Raw genomic sequence first — 24,618 nt, 5'->3', positions numbered from 1 at the left:
TTAATACCCGAAACTCAGCCCTTTGAGCTGCATGGTGCCTTTGATTACCACCGCTTCTGCTTCTTTTAGTCCGTGAAAAACCACAATCCGGTCGCCAATCTGCTGGCCCAGCGTCACTTCCCGGCGTTCGAACCGGCGGGGTGCCGACTTGATAAATACGTAATCTTTTCCCTGAACGGTCACCAGAGCGGTTTGCGGCAGCGACATAAACTGGCCTTCGGAAATTCCAAACGAAACCGTGGCAAACATCCCCGCCCGGAATTTTCCCGCCGGATTATCCAGGCGGATGCGGAGCTTGATGGTTCGGGTCACATTGTCGACCACGTCGCCGAACGACTCGATGCGACCGCTGACGGTTTCGTCGGGATAGGCTGTGAACCGGATCGTGGCGACATGGCCCACTTTCAATTTATTCACCTGACTTTCAGGCACATCACAAATCAGCCAGGCTTGCCCGGGTCGGGCGCGCTGGAGGCTAACCGGATCGAATCCGGCCAGTTTCAATTTGGTTTCGTGCTCCGACAGCAGCGCGCGTTCGTTGGCCAGATTGGTCCGCACCATCGCCAGCGCCGACTGCGCTTCCAGCACTTCGCGCCCCGTGGCGGCTCCGTGTTCGGCAAGGTCTTTGGCCCGATCCAGCTCAATCAGTTTCTGCTTCATGTTGACGTCCTGAAGTTGGCGGATGTTGGTCAGGTGTTGCTGCAACTGCGAATAATTGTCGGTCAGATCCGGGTTATCAAACAAAACCATCGGTTTTCCTTCACTTTCCCCCGAACCGATCACCGTGGCTACGACATGGGCCGGAGCCTGATAATCAGCCGTTAAACTGCGGTTTTGTACCGACTCGGTTTGGAAAAACCGGATGGTCGTCGAATCGGGGCCCACCTCGATCAACCGACCGCTGTCCTGCACAACGGGGCGCGAAACCGGTTTCTGAACGGCCACCGCCGACGGTTTTTCCTGGCAGGCCGTGCCGCACACCATCACCAGCAGGCCCAGAGTTATCTTATTCATTTTCATCGGTTTTGGGTTGGCATCTGCCCCGTTACAAACCACAATTGAAGCAGGCTGCGCCGGTAGGATTCCTGCGCATCGAGGTACGTTTGCTGAACATCGAGCCACGAACGCTGGGCTTCCAGGTAATCGACAATGGTCGTTCCGCCTTTCAGATAGGCATAGCGGACACTGGTCAGAATCTGTTCCGACTGCTGCAGAATACCCTCATACCGGTCAACATTTCCGCGCTGCGTCAGGTAACTGCGGTAAGCGGTTTGCACTTCCGTCTGCACCTGGAGCCGGGTGTAATCGGCCACCTGCCGGGCCTGTTCCTGCTGCACTTTCGCTTTCTGGATTCCGCCCTGATTTTTGTTGAAAAACGGCAGTGGCAAAGTCCCGTAAAACCCGACGTAGGGAACGCTGTTCTGGGGATTGTAAATCGCCCCAACTTCGGGCTGGGGTGCCCGCAGGGCTTCCTGCAAACGGGTATTCTGGGTCGACACTTCAATGGCCTGTTCGGCTACCCGGACGTCCGAACGTTTGAGGTGCGCCCGCGTAATGAGCGTATCAGCAGGACCGGTTTTCCAGGCCAGCGCCGTGTCATCCATCGAAATGTCGAGGCTGTCGGCGGTTCCCAGCAGGCGTTTCAGCAGCAGCAGTTGGTTCTGGTATTCCTGGCGGGTGGTCTGGCTGCGGAGCCGGTATTGATCGGCCAGAATCTGGGTTCGCAACAGATCGGTTTTCGTAATCACCTGATTCCGAAGGCGTACCTGATTGATGGTAACGAGCGTGTCGATGTTTTGCTGGGCCTCCAGAATCAGTTCGAGCCGACGCCGGGCGGTCCAGGCATCGAGCCATTGGTTGCCCACGTCGAGCAACAGATTCCGCTCCGTTTCGGCCACATTCCGGCGGGTCAGTTCAACGCCCTGTTCGGCGAGGGCAACGGCTTTCTGACGCTTGCGGGCCACATTGACGGGCGTCGTCAACTGCCACCAGACCTGCCGGTTGCGGTTATTCAATGCGCCGGTATTTTCCGGAAACGCAGCCGGTTTAACCAGTTGCAACGTCTGATTGTTGAGCACCGGATTGGGGCGCAGACCGGCGGTTACGACATCAGCCAGGGATGATTGAATGGAAAGCTGTTCGGCCCGCAAAACCGGGTTGTGCTGCCGGGCTTCGGCAATGGCTTCGGGAAGTGTCAGCGTGCGGGGAGATTGCGCGAAAAGGCTGCCACTGAGCAGGACACTTAGGATGAAACCGGCCTCTTTTTTGCGCAGTTTCGCCATCCGGTTTTTCATAATTCCTCCTTGATTCGGTCGGGTGAGCGGCAAGCCACCAACCGCAAAAGTACGGTTTACGAAACCGGGAGGTTGTTAGAGAGTTATTAGAATGCTATTAAAAGGCTGTTAAAGAGCGGTTTTCAAATGCGGCAGTTCGACTTCGAAAATAGTGCGCTGGCCGGGGTCGGTTTTGACCGAAATACCGCCCTGGTGCAAACTGATGATGCGGAGCGTCAGCGAGAGGCCAATGCCGTTGCCGTCGGCGTAGGTGTGGTTTTGACCCCGGTAAAACGCCGTAAATACGTGCGGTAGGTCATCGTCCGAAATGCCGATTCCCTCATCGATAAAGCTCAGCCGACACAGGTCGGACAGAGATTTGACGGTCACCGTGCAGTGTTGATCGGGCGAAAATTTGCAGCCGTTCTCCATCAGGTTACTAAACGCTACCCGCAGCAGATACGCATTTCCGCGAACCGAAATCAGTTGGTCGTCTTCGATTTCCTGTTCAAAAACAATCGTTATGCGGTATTCGGGATGCTGGTGGAGCAATTGCCCCCGGGCTTCCATCAGCAATTCGTCCAGCCGAAGTTCACGGAACGAGATTTCACTGGCGTCGTAACTGGCTTTCGCCAGATCAAGCAGGCCGTTGGAAAGGTGCGTCAGCCGCCGGGCGTCGCGCAGCGCCCGGGAAATAACCGCCTGATATTCTGACGTACTCCGGGGTTTGTTCGACGCCAGTTCGAGTTCCCCGGCAATGGCCGCCAGGGGCGTTCGCAGTTCGTGCGAGACGTTGGAAACGAATTGTTTCTGGGCATCGAACGATTGTTCCAGCCGGTCGAGCATCTGATTGAATGTGATGGCCAGCTCGGCCAGTTCGTCGCGCCCGTTGCCCTCTTCCACCCGCCGATCGAGGTTGGTCGCCGTGATTTCACTGGCCTGCCGCACCACGGTCGAGATGGGTCTGAGCAATTGCCGGGCCACCAGCCGACTCACCAGCGCCACGATCAGCAGCCCCAGCATAAAGGCCACAATCAGCGTGATGCGCAGATTTTCAAGCTTCGAAAGGCCCACTTCATCGTAAGCGGCTGCGGTAACCAGGTACGTCTCGCCCTGAAATTTGTACGGAAAACCGACCACCTGGCGGCCCTGTTGCTCAAACTGAAACTCTTTCTGCTGCCGGATGGCATCCAGCAAGGTCGGGGTTTCTTTCACAAAATCGCCCTGTTGATCGTCGTGGTAGATCAGGCGAAACCGGGCATCGTAAACCGCCACTTCCTCCTGAAACCGGGCGTTTGGCGCGTTCTGGTAAATCACCTTCAGAACATCCGGTTCAACTTTCGCATTCAAAAGCAGCCGGAGTTTGGTCAGCGCCTGTTGTTTCAGCAGTTTATAAAAGGACTCCTCCCGGTAATCGGCGTAGGAAAGGTAAATCGACACGGCAAACAACAGCAGAATGGCCGCCGTGATGGCGGTAAAAAGCATGGCCAGTTTCGTCCGAATCCGCATCGTTTAGCCCTCCCCGAAGATAAAACCCATTCCGGTTTTGGTGTGAATCAGCTTCCGCTCAAACTCCTTATCCAGCTTTTTGCGCAGGTAATTGATGTAGACATCGATGAAATTGGTGCCCGTATCGAAATGCGTTTCCCACACTTTTTCGGCAATTTCGGTGCGGGTCAGCAGGCGGCCGGGGTTAAGCATCATGAACTCAAGCAGCTTAAACTCCTTGGGTGTCAGGCTGATCGGCTGGCCGCTGCGCATCACCGACTTGTTGCGGAGATTCATCTCCAGATCCGCCATTTTCAGAATCGAGGTAGTGGCTACGGGCTGGTTGGCCTGCCGTTTCAGCAACGCCCGGATGCGAACGTGCAATTCCCGAAAATCGAACGGTTTCACCAGGTAATCGTCCGCTCCGGCGTCGAAGCCCTCCACTTTATCGTCGGTGGTCCCGAGCGCCGTCAGCATGATGATCGGCACATTCGGTTTGGCCAGCCGAACCTGCTGGCAGACATCCAACCCGTTGATTTTGGGGAGGATAACATCCGTAATGATCAGATCGTACTCCACCGATAACGCCAGCCGACAGCCCATCTGACCGTCGAAAGCGACGTCCACCTGCCAGTCTTCTTCCTCCAATCCCCGTTTGATGAGGTCGGCAACCCGTTGATCGTCTTCAATTACCAGTGTTTTCATCCGAAGGCTCCTACCCGGTTTTGCTACTTTTCGTTGTAAACGCCCAATTCCGCAATGGCCGGTGGGCTCGTAAACCCGTCGATCAGAATCCGGACTTTGCTGCCTTTGACGGTGTTAAACCGGTTGATTTTGGCCCGTCCGCTGTCGGTGCCCGACAGGATCGGTTTCCAGTTGCCACCCGTGAAATATTCCAGCCGGTACTTCGTAATCGCGGGCTGTTTTTCCAGAATCGTAATGAGATTGAACGGTTTTTCCTGCTCGAAAACCACTTCGTACCACGGTTTTTTAATGGCTGGATTGGAGGTCCAGGCGGTTTTGAAATTGTCATCGTTCCCGAAATCCATGATCCACATGTCGTCGCTCCAGCTCGCGTTGCTGGGTCGGTGTTTCGCCAGATTCGTCGAAATGATGGGCGCATCGAAAACCGGGAGCACGGCCCGCCCCTCGTTCCCCGGCCAGATTTCACCAATTTTTGCCAGAGCCGTCAGCGCGTTGTCGTCGATCAGACCGTCGCGATTGGGGGCCACATTCAGAATGAAATTGCAGTAGGCTTTATTGAACGGAATCAGGTTGTCGTTCACCAGCACCGCCGGATCTTTCACGGGTTCGGTCGGCGAGGTGGTTTTCCAGAACCAGGTTTTGTTGATCGGCAGGCACGACAGCGCAGGCAGGCGGTTGGTTTCCTTCGAAATGTGCTGCCCCGCGCCCTGTTCGTACGATTTGATGTCGGTATAAAACAAGGCTTCGGCCGGGTATTTGGCCGCGTTCAGGTCCATCACCAGGCAATTCGGCTGAATGGATTTAATGTGTTTGTAGATTTCCTCGAACGGAATGTCATCGTACGAAATCCGCGACCAGGGCGCGTCCCAGCCGTCGATGATCAGCGCCGAAACTTCGCCGTAGTTCGTCAGCAGTTCGCTCAACTGATCTTTCACCATTTTCACGTGCTGCTTAGTAATAAAACCGGGGCGCAGTTTGTGGTGCGTATCCAGAATCGAATAATAGAGCATTACTTTCAGGCCGTTCGCCCGAAACGCATCGGCATATTCCTTCACCACGTCGCGTTTCAGCGGACTGTTCATGACGTTGTAGCCGGTAGTTTTGGTGTTCCAGATGCAGAAACCGCTGTGGTGTTTGGTCGTCAGCGCGCCGTACGACATTTTCGCCGATTTGGCGGCTTTGGCCCACTGGTCGCAGTTCAGTTTGGTCGGATTGAAAAGCGTTGGCGATGCATCCGGATCGGCCCAATCTTCCTCCATGAACGTCGGAATGTTGAAGTGAATGAACATGCCGAAACGCAGGTCAACAAAATCCTGCTGGTTTTTTGTCAATGAAGCGGTTTTGGCCGATTGCGGCTGCGCCTGTGCGGTTACCGTTGCAAGCGATAACAGGCCAACTAGCACAAGAAAGTACGGGTACGGTTTGGTAAGAAAGCACATTGCGGTTTTAAAATAGATCGGGCAAAGATAAACCGGGAGCCGATGTTACCCAAGCCGAGGCCCAAACGGAGAAAAGATCGCCGGTTTTGCCCGATCCGAACGTCCTGAAAAAGAAAAAACCAGCTCATTTGGGCTGGTTTTTTAAGTCTTACTCAACGTTATGATTAATTAAAATTTTCTGCGCAAAACCCTGGCACAAAAGTCATGATTATCAGCGCATTCAATCTTAAAAAAGACTTAAATCTACTGGATTATTCATTAAAACGCGATTAAAAATAATTTATTATCCAAAGAAAGCTTTGTATTTATCTACTGGGGCAAGCTAACCGGTAAGGCAGTAAATTCCGCCATGATTCTTGATTTTAAAACCGGATGTTGCCATTTTGCTTCTCCGTAAAAAAGTACCTAGTTTCGTGGAAGTACATTCGACGAGCTGTTTTCCAATCCATCCCAAACCCTTCAGAACCATGCGCAGCCTCCTTACACTTCTATTTTTCAGCCTGATCCAGTCGGTTCTGGCTCAGGACCTGGTCAGCAACCGGCAACGGGAAGTCGTGTTCAAATCGGTCAACGTGATTCCGATGGATCGGGAACGGGTTCTTGAAAATCAGACAGTTGTGGTGAAAGACGGCCGGATTACCGGACTCGGTGCGGAAGGAAAAGTGAAATACGGCAAAGACGCGCTGGTGGTTGATGCCAAAGGAAAATACCTGACGCCCGGCTGGGCCGAAATGCACGCGCACGTGCCGCCCGTCGACGACATCGAGCCGATGAAAGACGTGCTGGTTCTGTACCTGGCCAACGGAATTACGACGATTCGGGGCATGCTCGGCCACGCCAAACACCTCGAACTGCGCAGTAAAATAAACAGCGGTGAGATTCTGGGACCGCATTTTTACCCGGCCGGACCTTCGTTCAGCGGCCAGACCGTCAAGTCGGCGGCACAGGGCGCGCAAATGGTGCGCGATCAGAAAGCCGCCGGGTATGATTTCCTGAAATTGCACCCTGGTTTGACCAAAGAAACCTTCCCGGCCATTGCCAAAACCGCCAAAGAAGTCGGCATTCCGTTTATCGGGCACGTTTCGTTCAATGTCGGCGCCTGGATGGCAATCGATGCGGGGTATTCGTCCATCGATCACCTCGACAGCTTTATCGAAGCCATTACGCCGGGCTCCGACACGCTCGTTGAGCAGGAAACCGGGCTGTTTGGCTCCTGGATCGGCTACCGCGCCGACCCGGCGATGATTCCGAAACTGGTGAAAGGCCTGCACGACCAGAACATTCGCGTGGTGCCGACCGAAGCGCTGGCCGAACGCTGGCTGTCGCCCCAACCGGCCTCCGCCTTTGCGAACGATCCCGAGATGAAATACATGAAGGCGTCGGAAGTTCAGAACTGGATGAACACGAAAAACAACTACAACAACAACCCGAAATTCTCGAAGGAACACGCCGAAAAATACATCGACATGCGCCGAAAAATTCTGCTGGCCTGCCAGAAAAACGGCGTCGATATTCTGCTGGGTTCCGATGCGCCCCAGGTGTTGAACGTACCCGGTTTTTCGATTCACCACGAAATGAAATTTCTGGTGGGCGCTGGTCTGACGCCGTACGAAACCCTGCGCACCGGAACCGTCAACGTGGCGTCGTATCTCAAAAAACCGGATGCGGGCACAATCAAAACCGGTAATGTCTCGGACCTGGTGCTGCTGAACGGCAATCCGCTGAACGACATCAGCCAGACCAAGAACATCGAAGGCGTCATGATCGGGACCAACTGGCTGCCGAAAGCGTATATTCAGAAGGAATTGAAGCGACTGGAGAAGCAATAAGTATCGCATTTTGGGTCGCATAGCGACCGGATGTTCGTAGTGAAATATCGAACCGTATTCCGAACTGGTCGCGTAGCGAACGAACACTAAACGTCAGATCGCTACGCGACCAAAAAACAGGTTTATCGGTGATTTTTGCTACAAACATTGAGTCGCTACGCGACTTACAAATTTGAGAACAATTATCAGCAATTAGAATCGTTCATTCAGCTAAAAAATCAATCCCATTCATGACGTGCTTCTTTCTGATAAGCCAGCCCGTCAAGACCCCGCTTCAGTTTCCCGATGTGTTTCTGAAGCCCTTTTGTGTTACCTTTTTCTGGGCTAACAAGAGCCGAATCTGTTCCGGCGACAGGCCTTTTTCACTTCGATTCCCAGGCGTGTTGATTGATTTGAATAAGAATATACGAAAAACCCTAAACCACAACTACCATGTCAGCATACGCCAGTCCATCAGCGGAAGCCTTGCGGGAAGAACTGCAGCAATACCGCGACAACGAAGAGGTTGGTCACACCCTCTTATTCGAAAATGACAAAGTCAAAGTGTGGCACATCAGCCTGCAACCGGGCGAGCGGATTCATTACCACCGCCACAGCCACGATTATTTCTGGACGGTTTTGCAGGATGGGCAGGGCGTTTCCAACCAGGCCGACGGCAGCCAGGTGCCCCTGACGTTCCGAAAAAACCAGACGTCGTTTTACACTATTCTTCAGCAGGGGCCCGCCATCCACGATCTGCAAAATACCGGTGATCAGGTACTGGAGTTCGTGACAACGGAGTTGAAATACTGAACGACCGGTTTTCGGGGCCCGTCGTCTATACCGCAATCCGTGCCGAAAACCGGCTATTCCAGCCGGTACCTGTTCATGCTCAGCACAATAGTCTATTTATTATGAAGTCAACGTTCCTTCTTTTCGCATTCATTGGGTTATTCTGTCGTCAATCGTTCAGCCGGGAAATCCAAAAACCGTCCCCGAAATCGGGGATTGAAATCCAGCTCGATTTCGAAAGTGCCAAAGCCATCACCGCCTTATTGACCAAACCGAAAACGACCGACGCGGAACTGGACCGAATCGCCAAACTCTACGGCAGCCAGCAGCTAATCAAAAAAGTTTCGGGCTACGATAAAACCGCCAACGAAACTGTTTTTAAGCAAACGTTACGGGAAATAACCGAAAGCGGAACTGTCAAAGGCAATGATCCTTTCGATTGGAAAGCCGTTAAAAGCCAATTGAGCGGAATCAGGCAGTTGATTAACCAACTGGAAACCAAAGCTACATTTGTGGAGGACGTCAAAAACCGCATTCTTCCGTATTCACCGCCGAACATCAATGGTAAGGTTCGGGCCTGCTTTCTGGTGGGTGGAGGCTCGCTGGGCTTTACGCTTGGCAATGAAGATACGTTTAACGTGGCTTTGCAGAAAATTGGCGACGATTACGAGGGGCTGGTTAATCTGGTTGCGCATGAACTGTATCATTCGGTGCAGCAAATTGGCGAACGAAACCGCCAGTTGGAAAAGTCCGCAGCCGAACCGCCCAAACCGGTATCGAACGCCTATTTCCTGCTGGCCAATCTGTGGTCGGAAGGAACGGCCAATCTGGTTGGTGAATTTGTAAAATCGAAAAATCCCAAAGAATTTTCGAGGCAACAGCAGGACGATTACGCCCGAAACGGCGAACGCGCGCGGCAGAATTTCGCGCTGTTCGAGAGCCTGTTGTTCTCCGCTTTTCACGATCCGGCGGCCGACATGGGCGAATTGTACAACATTGCCTTTACGACCGCTTTTGACGAAACCAGCTATTATACGGGCTATCGAATGGCGAAAGTGATCGAACAATACCGCGGAAAGGAAGTGTTAGCCGGTTTGATCAACCAGGACCCGATCGAATTTTGCCGGTTGTATGTTGCCATTTACAAGCAGAATCCGGACAAAAATCTGATCAGATTCAGTAGTTCGACCGAGGCAATCCTGGCCAAACTGGACGAATGGAAGGGTAAACTGTAGGAAATGTTACTGATTTCCGCGGCTCATTACCGGGCGGATTTCGGCGTAACCACCGGCTTCAAAAATCGGGCATTCGCGGATGATCGCGGTGGCTTCTTCCAGATCAGTCGCTTTCAACAAAAGGTAGCCCCCCACAATTTCAGTTCCTACCCGGTGGGGACCGGGTTCGGCCGGTTCTTCTGCCCTGCGCAGCACCCGGCCTTCGAGTGTCAGGGCCTGTCCGCCAGCCAGCTTTCCCAACTGGCCGTATTTGGAAAACCACTCCTGCCAGTGCTGCTGATGCTGCTGGGCAAAAACCGGATCATGGGGCTCAGTTCTTCCATCCGGCTCACGAAAAAGCACTAAAAAATCAGTCGGCATGCCCGAGAATGCCGTTTATACGCCCAGATACAAAGCCGCCAGTTGTTCAGCCTGCTGCTGTTGAGTCGGTTTATCGGACGGCGTGGGTAATTCCCAGTTCATTTTCACTCCCGTAAAAGAATCGACGACACCCGCAATCCGCTGCATCATCTGGTCGAGCTCGTTAGGAGTCATTTTTGAAATTTTGGTAGGATTGGTCGCCAATTGATCCATAATTCCTTTTTCAATGGCACTCATCATCTGCATCGTGGACATAGTATTGAAGTTTAAAGTTTATACGTTGAGTAAATCAGAAAAGAATCTGAGCGAAATTCGTTTTACCAGATTTTAACCCAATTTTAAAATCGGATTAAAGACTTTACCTTCAGTTAACGTATAAAGACAGGGAAAGTTTTACGAAGGTTGTCAGGGCAACGAAAAAAAACGTCAGGGTTTCGTTCGGTAGTTACCAGACAAAAAACCTGCCAACTATCAAACGAAACCCCGATGTTTTCCTATTTATTATTTTTTTATCAGACGAAGCGTACGGCTTTCGGCGCCAACCCGCAACTGATACAGATACACACCCGGCGGTAGGTTCCCCCCGTCGATCCAGGTTTCGTGTCGCCCGGCGGCCTGTTCAGCAGGCCCTTCAAAATGGCGCAGCACCCGACCCTTTACGTCCGTCAGCGTATGACTCATCCGCCCGCCCCGGGGTGCGATGTACTCGACGGTCGTTCGTTCGACAAACGGATTTGGATACGCCCTCGCCGACAACCCGCGCCCGTCGATTTCCAGCCCGGCGGCAACCACCGGTTCTATTTTCGCCGTAAGAATCGCCCCCGCCGGCGCCCAAAAACCGGGTTGGAGCGTAACTGATCGACCGGCCAGGTAGGAAACCGCTGCGCCCCGGCCGATCGGATGGCTGGCCACAATCGACGCAACGGCTTTCTGATCGCTCACGTTTCCCGGCGCTACCGCCTGCTGAACCGCCAGGTGCTGATCGTATTCCTGCGCGAAAACCGGTCCGCCGATCAGCAGCAGAAGTATTAATAGGTGTTTCATGAATGATTCCGTTAGCGTTTACGTCTTCCCTCCAATACCGTCATGCGCTCTTTCAGTTGTTTGTTCTGCTCCCGAACCGCTTCCAGCTCTTTCCGTTGCTCGATCAGATAGAGCGTCAGCTCTTCGATTTTTTCCAGCAGTTTGGCGTCCATTTTACCCAGATCAATCCCTTTCTCGACCACCTCGGCCGCCGAAGGTACGCTCGGCAGGTGACCGGTCTGGTGGATGTGCTGCTCCACTTCGGCTAAACTTTTCAGTTTATACCCCTTCTCGAACACTTTGTCGCTCCAGTCATCGGTACTCTTCACGGCCACTTTTACTTTTTCGGTCAGAATACCTTCCGCGACATACAGTCGGTATCCCGCCGGGGTTTTGCCGACGCCACTGCCGATGATGACGCCCCCTTCGTTGGCATTCTGCAGATGATTGCCGCTCACCTGCCACAAGGCCGATTCCGCACTTTCGCGGGCCGTACTGTTCAGGCTTCCCAACACCACATCGCCCTTGTCATTGACCGTCAGGAACTTCGTTTGTTTCAGCACGCTGGCGGGGGAGTTACTGGTTAGATTGGTAAACCGTAACCCGGACTGGTTTATGCCGATCGGCGTGATTTCCAGCTTGTTGCCGGGAGCCGTATTGCCGATGCCCACGTTGGCGTCATTGCCCAGAATCACCGAATTGGAGGCCGTTGCCTTCGCATTGTACCCCAGCACGGTTACATTCGATAGATTTGTTTCAGCAGGTACATTGGCATTCTGGCCCACAAATGTATTGTTGGAACCGGTGACGCTGTTGGAACCGGCCTGGTAACCGACAAACGTATTCGACGACGATTGGTTCGTGTAACCGGCCTGATAACCCACGGCGGTATTCTGCGACCCGGTTTTATTCACAAAACCGGCATAATGGCCATTCGAAACGTTAAACTTGCCCGACGTATTGCCGTACCCGGCGGCTACGCCCGTAAAGACGTTGGCGTCGCCCATCGTGTTGTTATACCCCGCCTGATGTCCCAGGAAGACGTTATCGTTGCCGACGGTATTGCCTTTCCCGGTTTCAAAACCGATGAAGGTGTTCTCGTAACCCGTGTTGTTATTGTAACCGGATTGGTAACCCATAAAGACATTGTACCGACCGACCGTGCTCAGGTAGCCCGCCATGTGGCCGATGTAAATATTGGCATTACCGGTTGTGGTGCCGTGCCCGGCTCCGTAGCCAAAAAAGTTGTTGTAGGCTCCCGAGGTATTTGCATACCCCGACTGGTAGCCGACAAACGTATTGACCACCCCGGATGTGTTGCTATAACCCGACAATGCCCCCACGAAGGTGTTGGAACTCCCGTTGGTGTTGTAGAGCCCTGATTCTTTACCGATAAACGTATTCGCAAAACCTGTCGTGGTAAACCGGCCCGCGTCGACGCCGTTGAAGGTATTCCAGGAACCGGACGTCAGCACCAGGCCCGCATTGTAACCCGTAATAGTGTTCCGGTCACTCGTAATGGGGCCGGCAGCCCCCGCACCGGGTCCCACCAGGGTGTTGTAGGTGCCGGGCGAGTTGGAATTGGATTTGTTCGCTACGTAATTACCCTGAGCCAGCAGGCCGGTTGGGAGTAGCGCAAGCAGGTAGAGATAGTGTGGTTTACGCATAATGGTTTAGTAAGTTAATCGTTTCGGCGCACGGGGCGCTTGCATGGCCATTTGATTTTCAGATGGTACCGGCAAATGTCCCTTTTCCCCGGCCAAAAAAAATCACCGAAATCCGTGATTTGCTATCACTGAATTCGGTGATTTTCGGGTAAGGCAATGACCTGTGATTTTATAAAAAACCGCTTGCCAGACGGCTCTAACACTTTTTTAACGGAATAATTTACCAGCTCGTCCAGCCGCCGTCGACCAGCAGGTTCTGCCCGGTAACGAACGCCGACGCATCCGAGGCCATGAATACAATCGGGCCTTTGATGTCGTCGTCGCTGGCAAACCGCCCCAGGGGCGTCAGGCGCTTGTAATTTTCAACAAACTCCTCTTTTCCAATCATTTGGGCGACGCCTGGCCCGTAGCCGCCGGGGCTGATGCAGTTGGCCCGGATGTTGTCTTTTCCGTAGAAGTTGGCCAGCCATTTGGTGAAGCCCACCATGCCCCATTTGTCGTACGTATAATTGACCGGACTCGTCATGCCGGTGTTGCCGTAAACGGGAAAATGGGGACCGACCGCGCCCTGAATCGAGCTGATGTTGATGATGTTACCGGATTGCTGCGGACGCATCACTTCAATAACCGCTTGGGTAATCAGCACCAGACCGGTCGAGTTGATCCGCTGGGCTTTTTCCCAACTGGCCTTGTCGATGTCTTCCAGATTCTTGAAACCGTCACGCGAAACCGCATTGTTGACGAGAATATCGATTCGCCCGAAGCGGTTTTTTACCGTGTCCACGAACGTCCGAATGGAATTTTCATCCTCCAGATCCATCGCCAGTCCTTCGGCGCAAAATCCTTTTTCCTGAATCGTCGCGGCAAATTTCCGGCATTTTTCACCATCACGAGACGCAATAACAACCGTCGCTCCGGCTTCGGCCAGTGCGATGGAAATCGGTGTCCCGAAAAAGCCCGCGCCACCGGTTACAATAGCGATTTTGCCTTCAAGACTGAATAGGTTTTTCATACTTGGTAAGATTACAGGCGCTGGTGTTCGTTATTAATTAAATATTGAATAACGAATAGCGAATAGCGAACACCGAATAATGAAGGTTAGGAGACCCAGACCGCGGGCGTAATGATTTCTTCTTCCACGGAATCAAACACTTCCTGAATTTCGGCCAGCAGCTCCGGCGGAATCGGCGGACCGGCCAGCAACTCGCTATTTTGCTGAATCTGCTGCTGATTGACTGCGCCAAAGACGATGCTATCCACCGCTGGCAAATCCCGAACGAACGAAAAAGCGAGCTGGGCGACGGACATCTGCGCCCGTTTGGCCAGATTTTGCAGCGCAATCAGCAAGTGCGCAGCCTTTTTCGGGGTTCCGTTCAACTGCGCCGGATTCATAAAAAACAATCCCTGCAAAAACACACTGCGGACAAACACGAGCTTCGATTGCGCCCGGAGTTGATTGAGCAAACCGGTTTTCAACAAACGCTGGTCAAAGATGTTCAGCGGAATCTGGGTGGCTTCCATCACTTCCTCGTCCAAAATGTATTCGACATCTTCGGGCCGAAAAGCCGAAACTCCGCCGATGTCGATCAGCCCTTCCTCCTTCAATCGGTGCAAAATGGTGGGCAGAATGTGGATCACATCCCGCATGTCTTCCTGGCCTTTGTGGTGCAGGCAAACCGGCAATTGCCTGATTCCCAAAGCCGTCAACGACTCCACAACACTCTGGCGAACTTCGCTCCACGCCCGCTCCAGATTGCCGAAATGAGCCGGACTGATCTTAAATTTTGAAACCAGATTGAGCGCGTATCGATCACCGGTTTTTTCCAAAAAATCCCCCAGAACCTGTTCCGAATAGCCGTACTGGCGCGCGGTGTCAAGCGTGCTGATGCCGGCCTGAGCCGCATAATGCAGCATCCGGAAGCTCTCCTCCCGATCCGGAATTCCTGCCGAGTTCGAAATGCCGTAATTCAAACCCAACTGCACGGTTCCCAGCGTTAATTGAGAAAACCGGTAATCGCGAAATATTCTGTACTTCATTCGTAAAGCATTTAAGGTTATACTCCACAGACTATGGTCATTCGTCAATGGACTATGGTCAATGGTCAATAGTCTGCTCCTCACGACACCACAAACCAGTCCACTACTTCACACTCACCACCGAAGGCGTCCGGATGCCCGGTTTGATTTCTCCGCTGACGTAAACCCAATGGTTGTTCCAGAAAACCGTTGGCAAGGTGACCCGCGCCGGAATTTTCGTTTGCTGGCCGATGAACTCCCAGCTATCGGTTTCGGGGAAATAATAGAGCAGACTTTGAATGATTCCGGGATGGGTTGCCTGCATTTTGTACATGGCCGTAACCCCGTCGACGCCACCCCAGAACAGGAAACGGTCGTTTTTTAATACGGGTAAAATCGTCCCGCCAGCCGACATACCCCGGGGCATGGGGGCCAGCTTCTCCCAAAAACCGGTCCATTTGCCAGCGTTCCGGGTGAGACGTAACCGGTAGGAATCCAGCAGGATAGATCGAAAATTAACCCCTTTGGAATTGACACCTACGGTTTCGCCCCCGAACAAATAGAACTGGCCCTGATAAACCGTACATACCGGAAGCTGGCGTTCCGGGCCCGGCCACGGATCTATTTCGGCCCAGCCCTGCGACCGGTTTTTCAAATCCAGCGCGTAGCATTTTTTCAAGGGAGTTTCGGTCGGTGTACTGATACCTCCAGCGATGACAATGACGTCGCCAACCAGCGTTCCGGCCATATTCGCCAGTGGAATCGGCAGATCGGGGAAGCTGGATTGAAACAACTTTTTCCCATCCCATTCAAAACCGATCACCCGGTTTAAATGGCCGTTTTCGTTGCTTCCGCCAATCAAAATAACCGTATTCTGGTACGAAACCGTCGCGCCGTAACCTGCCGGAATAGGCAGTTTTTCGTCCGTTTTCAGCCAGTTTTTGCCTTCGACGAGTACGTAGATATCGTCGTACCATTTCTTTTTTCCGCCTTCCCAGGGGTATTTTTCGGGGAAATTAGCCCCGCCCAGGCAAATCAGCGCGTCATGGCTTACGCCCGCGTACATCCCCGCCCAACCTTTTCCGCCCGGCAGTTCGGGCAGTTCAGACCATTCGACCGCCGACTGCGCGACGGTTTTAAAAGCAGTCATCATAACGAGAAAACCTAATCGAAAAAACCGGTTGATCATCTTACAGTCATTAAGGGAAAACCGTCACCTGAACCACCCCGCCCGGCCCCGGCTCGCCGTAGCCGCCGGTCACCAGCAAGGTTTGACGCTCGGGATTGTCTTCCAGAAAACACAGATTGCTCGTCAGGGGCAGCGAGGTATCAATGGAAAACCGCCAGTCGCCCCCGGCCGAGAGCACCTGAATCGCCTGCATCCCATAATGCGCCACCCAAACATTTCCGGCGCGGTCGATGGCTAGTCCGTCCGGCAAGTTGCCGATCGGATTGCCGGAACGGTGAACCGGTAAATCCGCAAAGACATTCGGCTTCGTTTTCGGAATACCGGGTTCAGCCAGTTCGATCACCAGCACCCGGTTTTTAAAACTTTCGGCCACGTACAAAAACCGCTCGTCACTGGACAACACCAGACCGTTCGCGTAATCGATGCTGTCGGCGACGATCCGCTCCAGGCCGTCGGAACCGACAAAAAAGACTTTTCCATCCGTCCGAATCGAGTCCGTGAAATACAGATTTCGCTGCGAATCAATGATCAGATCATTTGGCGATTGCACGATTGCACCAGCGCAAACGCACTGAATAACAGCTCCTTGATATTCACCCGTTGCATCAAACCGGCTGACGGCAGCTTGCTTGGGATCACACACCCAATGCGTTCCATCCGGCAGAATAACCTGTCCATTCGGGCAGGCGGTTTTAGCCCAAACGGAATACGCCCCATCGGTATCCACCCGCACAATTTCCCCGCCCGTTAAAGTGGAAAAGTAAAAATTCTCCTCCCGATCCACCACCGGACCCTCGGTGTAAAAGGACAGATCAAGAAGCTTTTCGACGATATGGTGCATTTTCAACTTCGTTGTTCGCTATTCAGCAATCGCTATTTAACGTGAGCTTTGAGATGATTGGCCGCGTAGCGGTTGAATGTTTGTAGCAAAATAACTTCTTAAGCTACTGCGCGTGCCTTTAGGTACGCTACCACCCAAGCTGATTGCGTACCTAAAGGCACGCGGGAGGAATCGGGTCGCTTTTTAGCTACAAACATGTCGTGCCGCTGGCACTTAATTAGCTGGATATCAATCTGAAAATTTCATAGCTCACATTGTTTAAACCTTTGACAATCAATTCAATATCGAATATTGAATAACGAAGTTTAAAAAGGAAACATCGGCTCCCGGCGGTTTTTGTATGCAAACAGGGTCATGTCCGCCTGAGTGACGCCGGGCGTATCGACCTGCACGATTGACGGGCAAACCGGGGCGTAGGCGGCAATCGGCGCATTGACGCCCTTGGCGATAATCACCGCGAACGACTCGGGTTTGAGTCCGAATGCCGTCAGTTGCCGAAGGCTGTACGGCGGTGTTCGGCGGGTCGTCAGCATGACGGTGTTGCCTTTGGCGGTTTTCACGATCGCCGTTTCGCCCATATCGTAATTCACAAAACCGCCGTGTTTGGGGGTCGTTTCGGTAAACTTCCCGTCCGACAATTGCTCAAGAATCACGTCCGCTTCGAATTCCCGACCGTTTTCGCCCATCGCCAATCGAAACGATTCGCCAGGGTTGTACCTTCCCGCTTCCAAAACCGCCTGCGGATCGTAAAGGCAAATAAAAACCGGTGACGTCTTTTTATCTTCCAGATAGTCAAGTAAATGCGTACTGTTTCCGGGTGCCCCTCCTCCGACGTTATCGCCCATATCCAGCATCAGGATCGGTTTGGGTAAGGTTTCCAGCGAAGAGAAAACCTCAGCAATACCGGTTTTTTTGCCGTTAAAATCTTCCTTTCGGTTGAGGATATAGTCGGATAATGTCTGTCCGATTTTCTGCAACTGCGGACGAACATCCGGGTTCTGCTTTTCATCTCCGACGAGAATAAAAGACGAGCCCATTTCCGGCACATCGGCGTACGGAAAACCGAGCAGCACGCTCGCCGACCGCAGGCGGTTTTGCTCTTTTGTCCGGTTTACGAAATCGTACAGGCTCCGGCAAGGCTCCTGCGAGGTGTATTGCTGTTCGATACTGATCGCTATCGGCAGTTGCACCAGATGCTGCACCGGTTTACAATTTCCGCGCAGTGCTTCCACCATCAGTTCGGCGGCTATCCGACCCGTAAGCCGCTGATCGACATGCGGGTTGGTGGCATACGCCACCAGTGCGTCCGTAGCCGACACCATCGCCGGGCTGACGTTGGCGTGCGGGTCCAGCGTACCGGTGATCGGGATTTCGTTGCCCAGCTTTTCGCGTAACAAAACCAGCCAATGCCCGTCCAGATCAGGATACGAATCCGCCACACCGGCCCCGTGCGGTACGACAATACAGCCGTCCAGGGGCAAAACCGCATCGATAGCCGTCATGAGTTCGGCCAGTATGGATTCGTAGGCTGCCTGCTGAATCATTCCGCCCGGGGTCGCCGACACGTAAAAAACCGGTATCAGTTCCAGATCAGGCTGGCTGTCAATCACTTCGATGACGCCACTGATTTCGTGGTGCGCACCCTCGTACTCGGTTCGGATGGCGTCACCAGCCAGCCAATAGCCCTTTTTGAAATCGTCCAATGTGGTGGGCGTTTCAATAAACGTGTTGGTTTCGTGGTAAATCCCCAGCAGGGCGACTCGTTTTCGCATGATTGAAACTTACTTTCCGACGTAAAAAACCGCATCGACTTCGAACTTCAGCAGGTCGCCGAGGCAACCGATGAGTGTGGTGCGGGCCGGATACGGCGCGTTGAAATAGTCCCGGTAAATGGCGTTGAATTCGGCCAGGTATTCCTGTTTGCCGACGTAATTCCGCACCTGAACGGCATCGTCGAGGCTGGCTCCGGCGGCTTCCACAATCCGCTTCAGGTTCTCAAACGACCGCCGACATTCGCCCTCAAAGGTGTCGACGACAATCTGGCCAGTGTCATCCACCGACGCCTGTCCCGACACAAACAGGTGATCACCGGACACAATACCGGGTGAAAACGGCAGGTGACTTTTCGGGATATTCGCCCCGCTGACTACTTCTTTCTTGCTCATAATACGCCAAATTTTTGGTACGCTTCCCAGGCTTTCATGCCATTCTTAATCGCATCGCGCGTGGTGTTTTCGGCATCCACCTTTTCAAGGGCAGCCGCAATCGCCTGATTTTCAATTTCCTTCGGAACTACGACAATCCCATCCTCATCGGCCATGACCAGATCGCCCGGTCGAAATTGAACGCCGTCGATTTCCACCGTGACATCCAGATCAATTACCCGCTGGCGGTTCTGGCTGTCGTACGGATTTCGGGAAGTGGCAAAAACCGGAAACTCCATCGCCCGCATTTTATCAATGTCGCGCACACCGCCGTGAACGATCACGCCCACACAACCGCTGTTGCGGGCCGCCGTCGACAGCAACTCGCCCCAGATTCCCGAACGACGGGAGTCGCCCGCGGCACAAATCAGCACATCGCCCGGCTGGCAGGAATCGACGGCCTGCAATTCCAGTTCGTAGGGGTTTTTATCGCGGTCGAACATGTCCGCCCAAAGGGTCGTTTTGCAGCGTCCAAGTAGTTTGGGAATACCGGTATACGCGTGAAACGGGATGCGGGTGGCCTGGTGGGTGTAGCCCAATTGATCGAGGACGTCCGACAACACGGCCACGTATAACTTTTCTTTCAATTCATCAAAATTCATTTTAAAACGGGTTTATTCTGGATTTCGGGACTCTCGGGAATGTTTTCGGGCTTTGGTTTGATGGTGTATAGCAAAGCCGCCGAAATGAGCATGGTCACGGCCGCAAACTGGAAAATCCGGCTGAGGTCGATGTTGGCATCGCGCAAAATACCGCCCGCGTACAGCCCCACGCCACCGATCAGGCAGGCCACCAGGTTTAGAATGCCGTAGCCCGTGGCGCGGTACCGTTCGTCGGCAATCAGGCACAGAATCGGCATCATGTTCGCGTCGAGGAACGTGCGCGTGAAGGCGTAAAGCATGAAACAGACGATTGCGATGGAGAGAACGCTGGTGCTGCTCGCGATGAAAATGCCCGGGGCTGCAATGACCAGCCCGATGAATGGCACCAGAATGCGCCCGCGCGGATTGGTACGACTCCAGCGGTCGGCCAGAAAACCGCCCGTTAACACGCCCACCAGCGAAGCCGTGTGGAAATAACCGGTAGCGTAAAGCCCCGCGACAGTTTGCGACAAATTGAAATGTTCCTTGTAATAGGTCGGCAACCAGCCAACAACCAGCCAGCTCACAATGCCGCCCAATCCCCAGAGTGTCAGGGCCGTGACGTACGCTTTTCGGCTGAACAAATCGGCGACAGCGGCTTTGAAACTGATTTTGGATTCCGGTTTTACACCTACCGGACCGGATTCGGCCACGGGATCGCGCAGCGCGAGAGCCAGCAGAATGGCGTAACCAATGCCCACCAGACCAAACACACCGAATGCGTAGTTCCAGCTCCGGCTTTCGGCCAGCCACCCACCCACAAACCCCAGACTTTGCCCAATCATGATCCCGCCCATGTGCACGCCCGTCGCCAGCGAGCGGGTCGCGCCCCGGTGGTAATCAACAATCAGCGCCAGCGCGGCCGGAATGTAACAGGCTTCGCTGATGCCCATCAGCGCCCGCGTCAGCAGCAATTCTTCAAAGGTTGTCGCCTGCGCGGTACACCAGGTGACAATCGACCAGACAAACAAGCTGCCGACAATGACCCGACTGCGGTTGAAACGATCGGCCAGGTAACCCGCCAGCGGACTCAATAAGCCATATACCCACAAAAAAACCGATGTCAGCAGCCCGAACTGGCCGTCGGTCATCGGGATTTCGGCCAGAATGGAACTGCGCATGGTCGTGATCATCATCCGGTCGAGGTAATTCAAACAACCGACGATGCAGAGCATGCCCACCACCAGCCACGGATAGAACGAAGGTTTTGAAACAGTCATTGACGGTATCGTTTAAAAGGTTGAAAATACCCCTAAATCCCCTGAAGGGGACTTTCAAATCCGGATTAGCCGAGTCCAAGTCCCCTTCAGGGGATTTAGGGGTAAAACGACTACAAAAACGGCTTGATCAGCGCAAGGGTCTGGCCGACGTCAACGGTTTCCACCGGCGGCAGGCCAAAGTTCCGTTCCACCGAAGCCATATCCTTAAAACCGCTGCCCGTCACCAGACAAACCACCGTTTCATGTGGGGCCACTTCGTTTCGGCGAACGGCTTCTTCCAGTCCGGCCAGCGCCACAGCTCCGGCGGGTTCGCTGAAAATGCCTTCCTGCTGCGCCAGCGCTTTTTGCCACGCAAATACCCGTTCATCGGTAACAATATAGCCATTCCCGCCCGTTTTTCGCCCGGTTTCAATCACCTGATCGCCATCCAGCACGCCCGGAACCTGCAAACCGCTGACGGCGGTGGTCGAGGCCGAAACCGCTTTCGCTTTCACGTTCATTCGCCGGGAACTCGCAATGGTGTCGTTGCCTTCGGGCTGGACGCAGTTGACTTTCGTGAGTCGGGTGGCCGCTTTTTCGGCCAGAATGCCTTTGGTAATCGCCAGCGTGAGGCCACCACCGCCCGCCGGTGAAAAAAGGTGATCGACCTGCCCCGCCAGCGTTTCCAGAATTTCGGACGAAATAGTCTGAACACCCTGCATGGCTGAGGGGCAATAGCGGTAGGCGCTGATCGGCAGCGGAATATCCAGGGAACGGCACAGATTTTCGAGTGCGTCAAAAACCGCCGTCGTGATCGCAGGGTCTTTCCCGAAACCGCGCACCATGAAAATATGGGCGCCGTACAACTGCATCTGCCGGATTTTCGGCATCGGCGCACCGTCCACCACGACCAGAATGCAGGTGATGCCGGCAGCTGCGCAATACGCCGACAGCGCGGCTCCGGTGTTTCCGCTCGAGGTGGCAATGCAGAGTTTCTGGCCCCTGGCGGTCATTTCACTGACCAGCACGGCCGCAAATCGGTCTTTGTACGAACCGCTGGGATTCAGGTTTTCCAGCTTAAAATATAGCTTATCAATTCCCAGTGAAGCCCCAATCGAGCGCGAGCTGACGAGCGGGGTCTGGCCTTCGCCCAGCAACACGCGGTGTTGGGGCGCTACCTCCGGCAACTGATGCGGGTATTTCCAGATCGTGTTCAAAATTCGTTGGGAAATTGCAAATGCTTGGTGGAATACGAATTGAAATTGGGCTTCAAACCGCCGTCGATGGTGAGGGTCGTGCCGCTGATGTAGGACGCCTGCGGGGAACACAGCCAGAAAATCGCTTCGGCCACTTCGCGGGGATTGCCGCCCCGACCGCTTGGGATGTAATCCGTGAGTTCCGCCGTCAATCTGGTGCTGATGTTTTCGCCATCGGGGTCAGTGTAATCGTTGCTCAGTTCGGTATCGATGTAACCCGGCGCGATGCCAACGACCCGAATCCCGCTTCGCCCGTACGTAATTGCCAGCTCCGCCGTCAGGCTTTCCAGCGCACCTTTGGCCGCAATGTAGGCCGGGCCGCAACCCGAAGGCCGGGCCGCCATGACGCTGGTCACATTAATCACGACGCCCCCGGCACCCCGGTTTTCCATTTCCTGTGCGACGGCTTTCGTCAGAAAAACCGGGGCCGTCAGGCAAACCCGCAGCGTTTTTTCCCAGGTTTCAATGTTTATTGTTCGCAGCGTTTCCAGCGTTCGCCAGGCCGCATTGTTCACCAGCGCATCGATCCGGCCAAACCGTTGTATCGTCTGCGTAACCAGTTGTTCCAGGTAAGAAGTTTGGGCCAAATCACCGGGAATGGGCAGACAGTCAGCGTCGTAGCGGTTTTTCAACTCGACAGCCAGCGCCTGCAGCGGTTCTTCGGCAATATCGGAAAGCACCAGCTGGACGTTCGCTTCGGCAAATTTCACGGCCGTTGCTCGCCCGATTCCGCCCGCAGCGCCGGTGATAATGACCACGTTTTTAGTCTCCATGAATGATCCGTTTACCGGGTTTGTCGATGGGCAAAATACCGCCCAGCGCGTCACCCGTTTTAACTTTTACGACCGTTCGCAGCAGAAAGGCCAGGCCATCGGCTTCCGCGCGAACGTCCGTCTGCGTTCCCGAAACCGGGTCGATGATTCGTCCCCAAAGCTGCCCGGCACGAACCCGTTCACCCGGTTTGATGACGGCCTGAAAAACACCGTCGGCGGGCGACGGCATTTTGGCCTGCAGATAGCCGCTGTCCGGCCGATGATCTTCCACCCAAAACCGCTCGGAAATCGGCTGCGTCTCAGCGGCTTCATCGAGTAAATTCAGGTGTTTCAGCATATTCAGAAAACCGGCTTTGTAGGCAGTTACGACCGGCTCGCGCAGGCCGGTTCCTCCGCCGTATTCCAGGTAAATGGCCGGAATGTTGGCGTCGCGGGCCACCGAAAGCGTTCGGCCATTCGGTCGGAAATCGGTTCCCCAGACGATGGGCAAATTATAGGAGATCGCCATTTGCTGCTGCTTTTCAAGCACGTCCGGCGACGGATGCAGCATATAACCTGCCAGCGGAAAGATGTCGTACGCCAGTCCGCCGGTGTGCATATCGACGTAATAATCAGCCTCCCGAATGAGCGCGCTGATCCAGTCGGCGGTTTTCTCCGAGACTGAACCGTCAGGGTTTCCCGGACAAATTCGGGCCAGATCAAGGCCATCGTCCCCGCAGCGGTTTGTCCGCTCGTACGCATTTTCGTTGACAATCGGCACAATCGTGACCCGGCCAGCCGCCAGTTTTCCGGCCAGCTCGTCCATCAGCGCACAGGCCGCCAGCATCGGTTCGTACTCATCGCCGTGAACCCCCGCAGTGAGCAGCACGTGCGGTCCCGGCAACGCTCCCGTCAGGCGTTTATAGAAGCGGTTTTCAGTGTTCTCCTTCATAATAAGGCCCACCGCAAGTGGGTTCCTGCGCATCAAAAATGGACAATGTTCTGAACAGCAAGCGGGCAATTTCCTGGTGCCCGCGCGCCCCCGGATGCAGCGGATCGTTCAGCCACTCGCGATTGACGTTGGTGTCGGTGGTGGCCTGCCAATGCTGGTAATTATCGACCAGAATCACGGCCTGCGCATTCGACACGTTTCGGATCACGGGAACATAATCCGGCAGCGTGCTGCGTTCCGGCGCTTTTTCAAGAATGATCGGATTGGGCGTATGCAGAATCGGAACCGCACCCAACGCCCGGATTTTCAGCACAATATCGGTCAGGTTTTGTTCAAAAACCGCCGTCGTTATTTCTTTCCGCGCGCAATCGTTGGTACCAATCATCAGCGAAACCACCGCCGGTTTGAACTGGCTGATGCGCCAGTCGAAATCACTCAGAATGTTGCGGGTTGCGTTGCCGCTGATGCCGGTATTGATCACCAGATCGCGTACCCGCTTCAATTCCCAGCGCAGTCGTTCGGCGAAAATCTCCGGATAACTCCGCGACCCGTGCGTGTGCTTGGCACCGTGGGTGATGCTGTCGCCGGTGAAAAGCCAGATGTTCGGGTCTTTCGTCGCCAGCAGCGCCTTGATTTTCTCCAGATCCGGAACGTCCAGCGCCGTCGGCAGTTGGGGAAAAACCGGTGTCAAAACCGTCGGGAAAACCGCTCCGATACCAGCAGTTTTGATGAATGTTCGGCGGGAAAGCGCGGAATCGTTTTTCATGGCAAACCCGGT

24 protein-coding genes are annotated in these 24,618 nt (G+C 54.0%); 3 read left to right on the top strand and 21 right to left on the bottom strand.

Annotated elements, in window-relative coordinates:
* The 5 genes from GJJ30_RS22545 to GJJ30_RS22525 form a co-directional block, all read right to left on the bottom strand.
* The gene (locus GJJ30_RS22545) at positions 1-1,014 is read right to left on the bottom strand and encodes an efflux RND transporter periplasmic adaptor subunit (protein WP_154177460.1); all 1,014 of its coding nucleotides are present in this window, start codon (positions 1,012-1,014) and stop codon (positions 1-3) included.
* A gap of 2 nt (positions 1,015-1,016) precedes the next feature.
* Positions 1,017-2,294 (bottom strand): TolC family protein, encoded by a 1,278-nt coding sequence (locus tag GJJ30_RS22540; RefSeq protein WP_154177459.1) that lies wholly within the window; start codon positions 2,292-2,294, stop codon positions 1,017-1,019.
* Between the two features lie 108 nt (positions 2,295-2,402).
* Positions 2,403-3,782, bottom strand: a complete 1,380-nt coding sequence (locus tag GJJ30_RS22535; protein WP_154177458.1) for a HAMP domain-containing sensor histidine kinase — start codon at positions 3,780-3,782, stop codon at positions 2,403-2,405.
* 3 nt (positions 3,783-3,785) lie between these two features.
* On the bottom strand, positions 3,786-4,466 hold the full coding sequence (locus tag GJJ30_RS22530) for a response regulator transcription factor (protein ID WP_154177457.1): 681 nt from the start codon (positions 4,464-4,466) through the stop codon (positions 3,786-3,788).
* Between the two features lie 23 nt (positions 4,467-4,489).
* Positions 4,490-5,869, bottom strand: a complete 1,380-nt coding sequence (locus tag GJJ30_RS22525; RefSeq protein ID WP_205880601.1) for an alpha-L-fucosidase — start codon at positions 5,867-5,869, stop codon at positions 4,490-4,492.
* Between the two features lie 503 nt (positions 5,870-6,372).
* On the opposite strand from GJJ30_RS22525, the gene GJJ30_RS22520 reads away from it, so the two are divergent.
* From GJJ30_RS22520 to GJJ30_RS22510, 3 genes are all read left to right on the top strand, one after another.
* On the top strand, positions 6,373-7,734 hold the full coding sequence (locus GJJ30_RS22520; RefSeq protein WP_154177455.1) for an amidohydrolase family protein: 1,362 nt from the start codon (positions 6,373-6,375) through the stop codon (positions 7,732-7,734).
* A gap of 432 nt (positions 7,735-8,166) precedes the next feature.
* Positions 8,167-8,526, top strand: coding sequence for a cupin domain-containing protein (locus GJJ30_RS22515; protein ID WP_154177454.1), 360 nt, complete (start codon positions 8,167-8,169; stop codon positions 8,524-8,526).
* Positions 8,527-8,627: 101 nt separating this feature from the next.
* Entirely contained in the window at positions 8,628-9,740 is a 1,113-nt protein-coding gene (locus GJJ30_RS22510; protein WP_154177453.1) for a DUF5700 domain-containing putative Zn-dependent protease, read from the top strand.
* Positions 9,741-9,746: 6 nt separating this feature from the next.
* On the opposite strand, the gene GJJ30_RS22505 is transcribed toward GJJ30_RS22510, so the two are convergent.
* The 16 genes from GJJ30_RS22505 to GJJ30_RS22430 form a co-directional block, all read right to left on the bottom strand.
* Positions 9,747-10,100 carry a YciI family protein gene (locus GJJ30_RS22505; protein WP_154177452.1) on the bottom strand — a complete coding sequence of 118 codons (354 nt, stop codon included), beginning with the start codon at positions 10,098-10,100 and terminating at the stop codon, positions 9,747-9,749.
* 15 nt (positions 10,101-10,115) lie between these two features.
* Positions 10,116-10,355, bottom strand: a complete 240-nt coding sequence (locus GJJ30_RS22500; RefSeq protein WP_154177451.1) for a hypothetical protein — start codon at positions 10,353-10,355, stop codon at positions 10,116-10,118.
* Positions 10,356-10,601: 246 nt separating this feature from the next.
* Positions 10,602-11,144, bottom strand: coding sequence for a T9SS type A sorting domain-containing protein (locus GJJ30_RS22495; RefSeq protein WP_154177450.1), 543 nt, complete (start codon positions 11,142-11,144; stop codon positions 10,602-10,604).
* Positions 11,145-11,155: 11 nt separating this feature from the next.
* Entirely contained in the window at positions 11,156-12,790 is a 1,635-nt protein-coding gene (locus tag GJJ30_RS22490) for an autotransporter outer membrane beta-barrel domain-containing protein (RefSeq protein ID WP_154177449.1), read from the bottom strand.
* A 220-nt stretch (positions 12,791-13,010) separates the two neighbouring features.
* Positions 13,011-13,802, bottom strand: a complete 792-nt coding sequence (locus GJJ30_RS22485) for an SDR family NAD(P)-dependent oxidoreductase (protein WP_154177448.1) — start codon at positions 13,800-13,802, stop codon at positions 13,011-13,013.
* Between the two features lie 86 nt (positions 13,803-13,888).
* Positions 13,889-14,827, bottom strand: a complete 939-nt coding sequence (locus GJJ30_RS22480) for an aldo/keto reductase (protein WP_154177447.1) — start codon at positions 14,825-14,827, stop codon at positions 13,889-13,891.
* Positions 14,828-14,930: 103 nt separating this feature from the next.
* The gene (locus GJJ30_RS22475) at positions 14,931-15,959 is read right to left on the bottom strand and encodes a hypothetical protein (RefSeq protein ID WP_154177446.1); all 1,029 of its coding nucleotides are present in this window, start codon (positions 15,957-15,959) and stop codon (positions 14,931-14,933) included.
* A 46-nt stretch (positions 15,960-16,005) separates the two neighbouring features.
* Positions 16,006-16,836, bottom strand: a complete 831-nt coding sequence (locus tag GJJ30_RS22470) for an SMP-30/gluconolactonase/LRE family protein (RefSeq protein WP_154177445.1) — start codon at positions 16,834-16,836, stop codon at positions 16,006-16,008.
* Positions 16,837-17,141: 305 nt separating this feature from the next.
* A complete protein-coding gene (locus tag GJJ30_RS22465; protein ID WP_154177444.1) occupies positions 17,142-18,608 on the bottom strand; it encodes a M81 family metallopeptidase in 1,467 nt (488 codons plus the stop codon).
* A 9-nt stretch (positions 18,609-18,617) separates the two neighbouring features.
* Positions 18,618-19,001: a RidA family protein gene (locus tag GJJ30_RS22460; RefSeq protein WP_154177443.1), complete on the bottom strand. Its 384-nt coding sequence runs from the start codon at positions 18,999-19,001 to the stop codon at positions 18,618-18,620.
* Positions 18,998-19,642, bottom strand: a complete 645-nt coding sequence (locus tag GJJ30_RS22455) for an RraA family protein (protein WP_154177442.1) — start codon at positions 19,640-19,642, stop codon at positions 18,998-19,000. The genes GJJ30_RS22460 and GJJ30_RS22455 overlap by 4 nt, the downstream gene beginning before the upstream one ends.
* Positions 19,639-20,901, bottom strand: a complete 1,263-nt coding sequence (locus tag GJJ30_RS22450) for an MFS transporter (protein ID WP_154177441.1) — start codon at positions 20,899-20,901, stop codon at positions 19,639-19,641. The genes GJJ30_RS22455 and GJJ30_RS22450 overlap by 4 nt, the downstream gene beginning before the upstream one ends.
* 110 nt (positions 20,902-21,011) lie before the next feature.
* Positions 21,012-22,097 (bottom strand): pyridoxal-phosphate dependent enzyme, encoded by a 1,086-nt coding sequence (locus GJJ30_RS22445; protein ID WP_170299255.1) that lies wholly within the window; start codon positions 22,095-22,097, stop codon positions 21,012-21,014.
* Positions 22,094-22,909 (bottom strand): SDR family NAD(P)-dependent oxidoreductase, encoded by an 816-nt coding sequence (locus tag GJJ30_RS22440; RefSeq protein ID WP_154177439.1) that lies wholly within the window; start codon positions 22,907-22,909, stop codon positions 22,094-22,096. Before GJJ30_RS22440 ends, GJJ30_RS22445 begins: the two co-directional genes overlap by 4 nt.
* The gene (locus GJJ30_RS22435) at positions 22,899-23,840 is read right to left on the bottom strand and encodes a succinylglutamate desuccinylase/aspartoacylase family protein (protein ID WP_154177438.1); all 942 of its coding nucleotides are present in this window, start codon (positions 23,838-23,840) and stop codon (positions 22,899-22,901) included. The genes GJJ30_RS22440 and GJJ30_RS22435 overlap by 11 nt, the downstream gene beginning before the upstream one ends.
* Positions 23,824-24,606 carry an SGNH/GDSL hydrolase family protein gene (locus GJJ30_RS22430; RefSeq protein WP_154177437.1) on the bottom strand — a complete coding sequence of 261 codons (783 nt, stop codon included), beginning with the start codon at positions 24,604-24,606 and terminating at the stop codon, positions 23,824-23,826. The genes GJJ30_RS22435 and GJJ30_RS22430 overlap by 17 nt, the downstream gene beginning before the upstream one ends.
* Between the last annotated feature and the right edge of the window lie 12 nt (positions 24,607-24,618).

The organism is Larkinella terrae (genome assembly GCF_009668025.1).
GTDB classification, from domain to species: domain Bacteria; phylum Bacteroidota; class Bacteroidia; order Cytophagales; family Spirosomataceae; genus Larkinella; species Larkinella terrae.
Note: the sequence above shows the minus strand (reverse complement) of the source record. Positions and strands in the feature narration are given on the sequence as shown.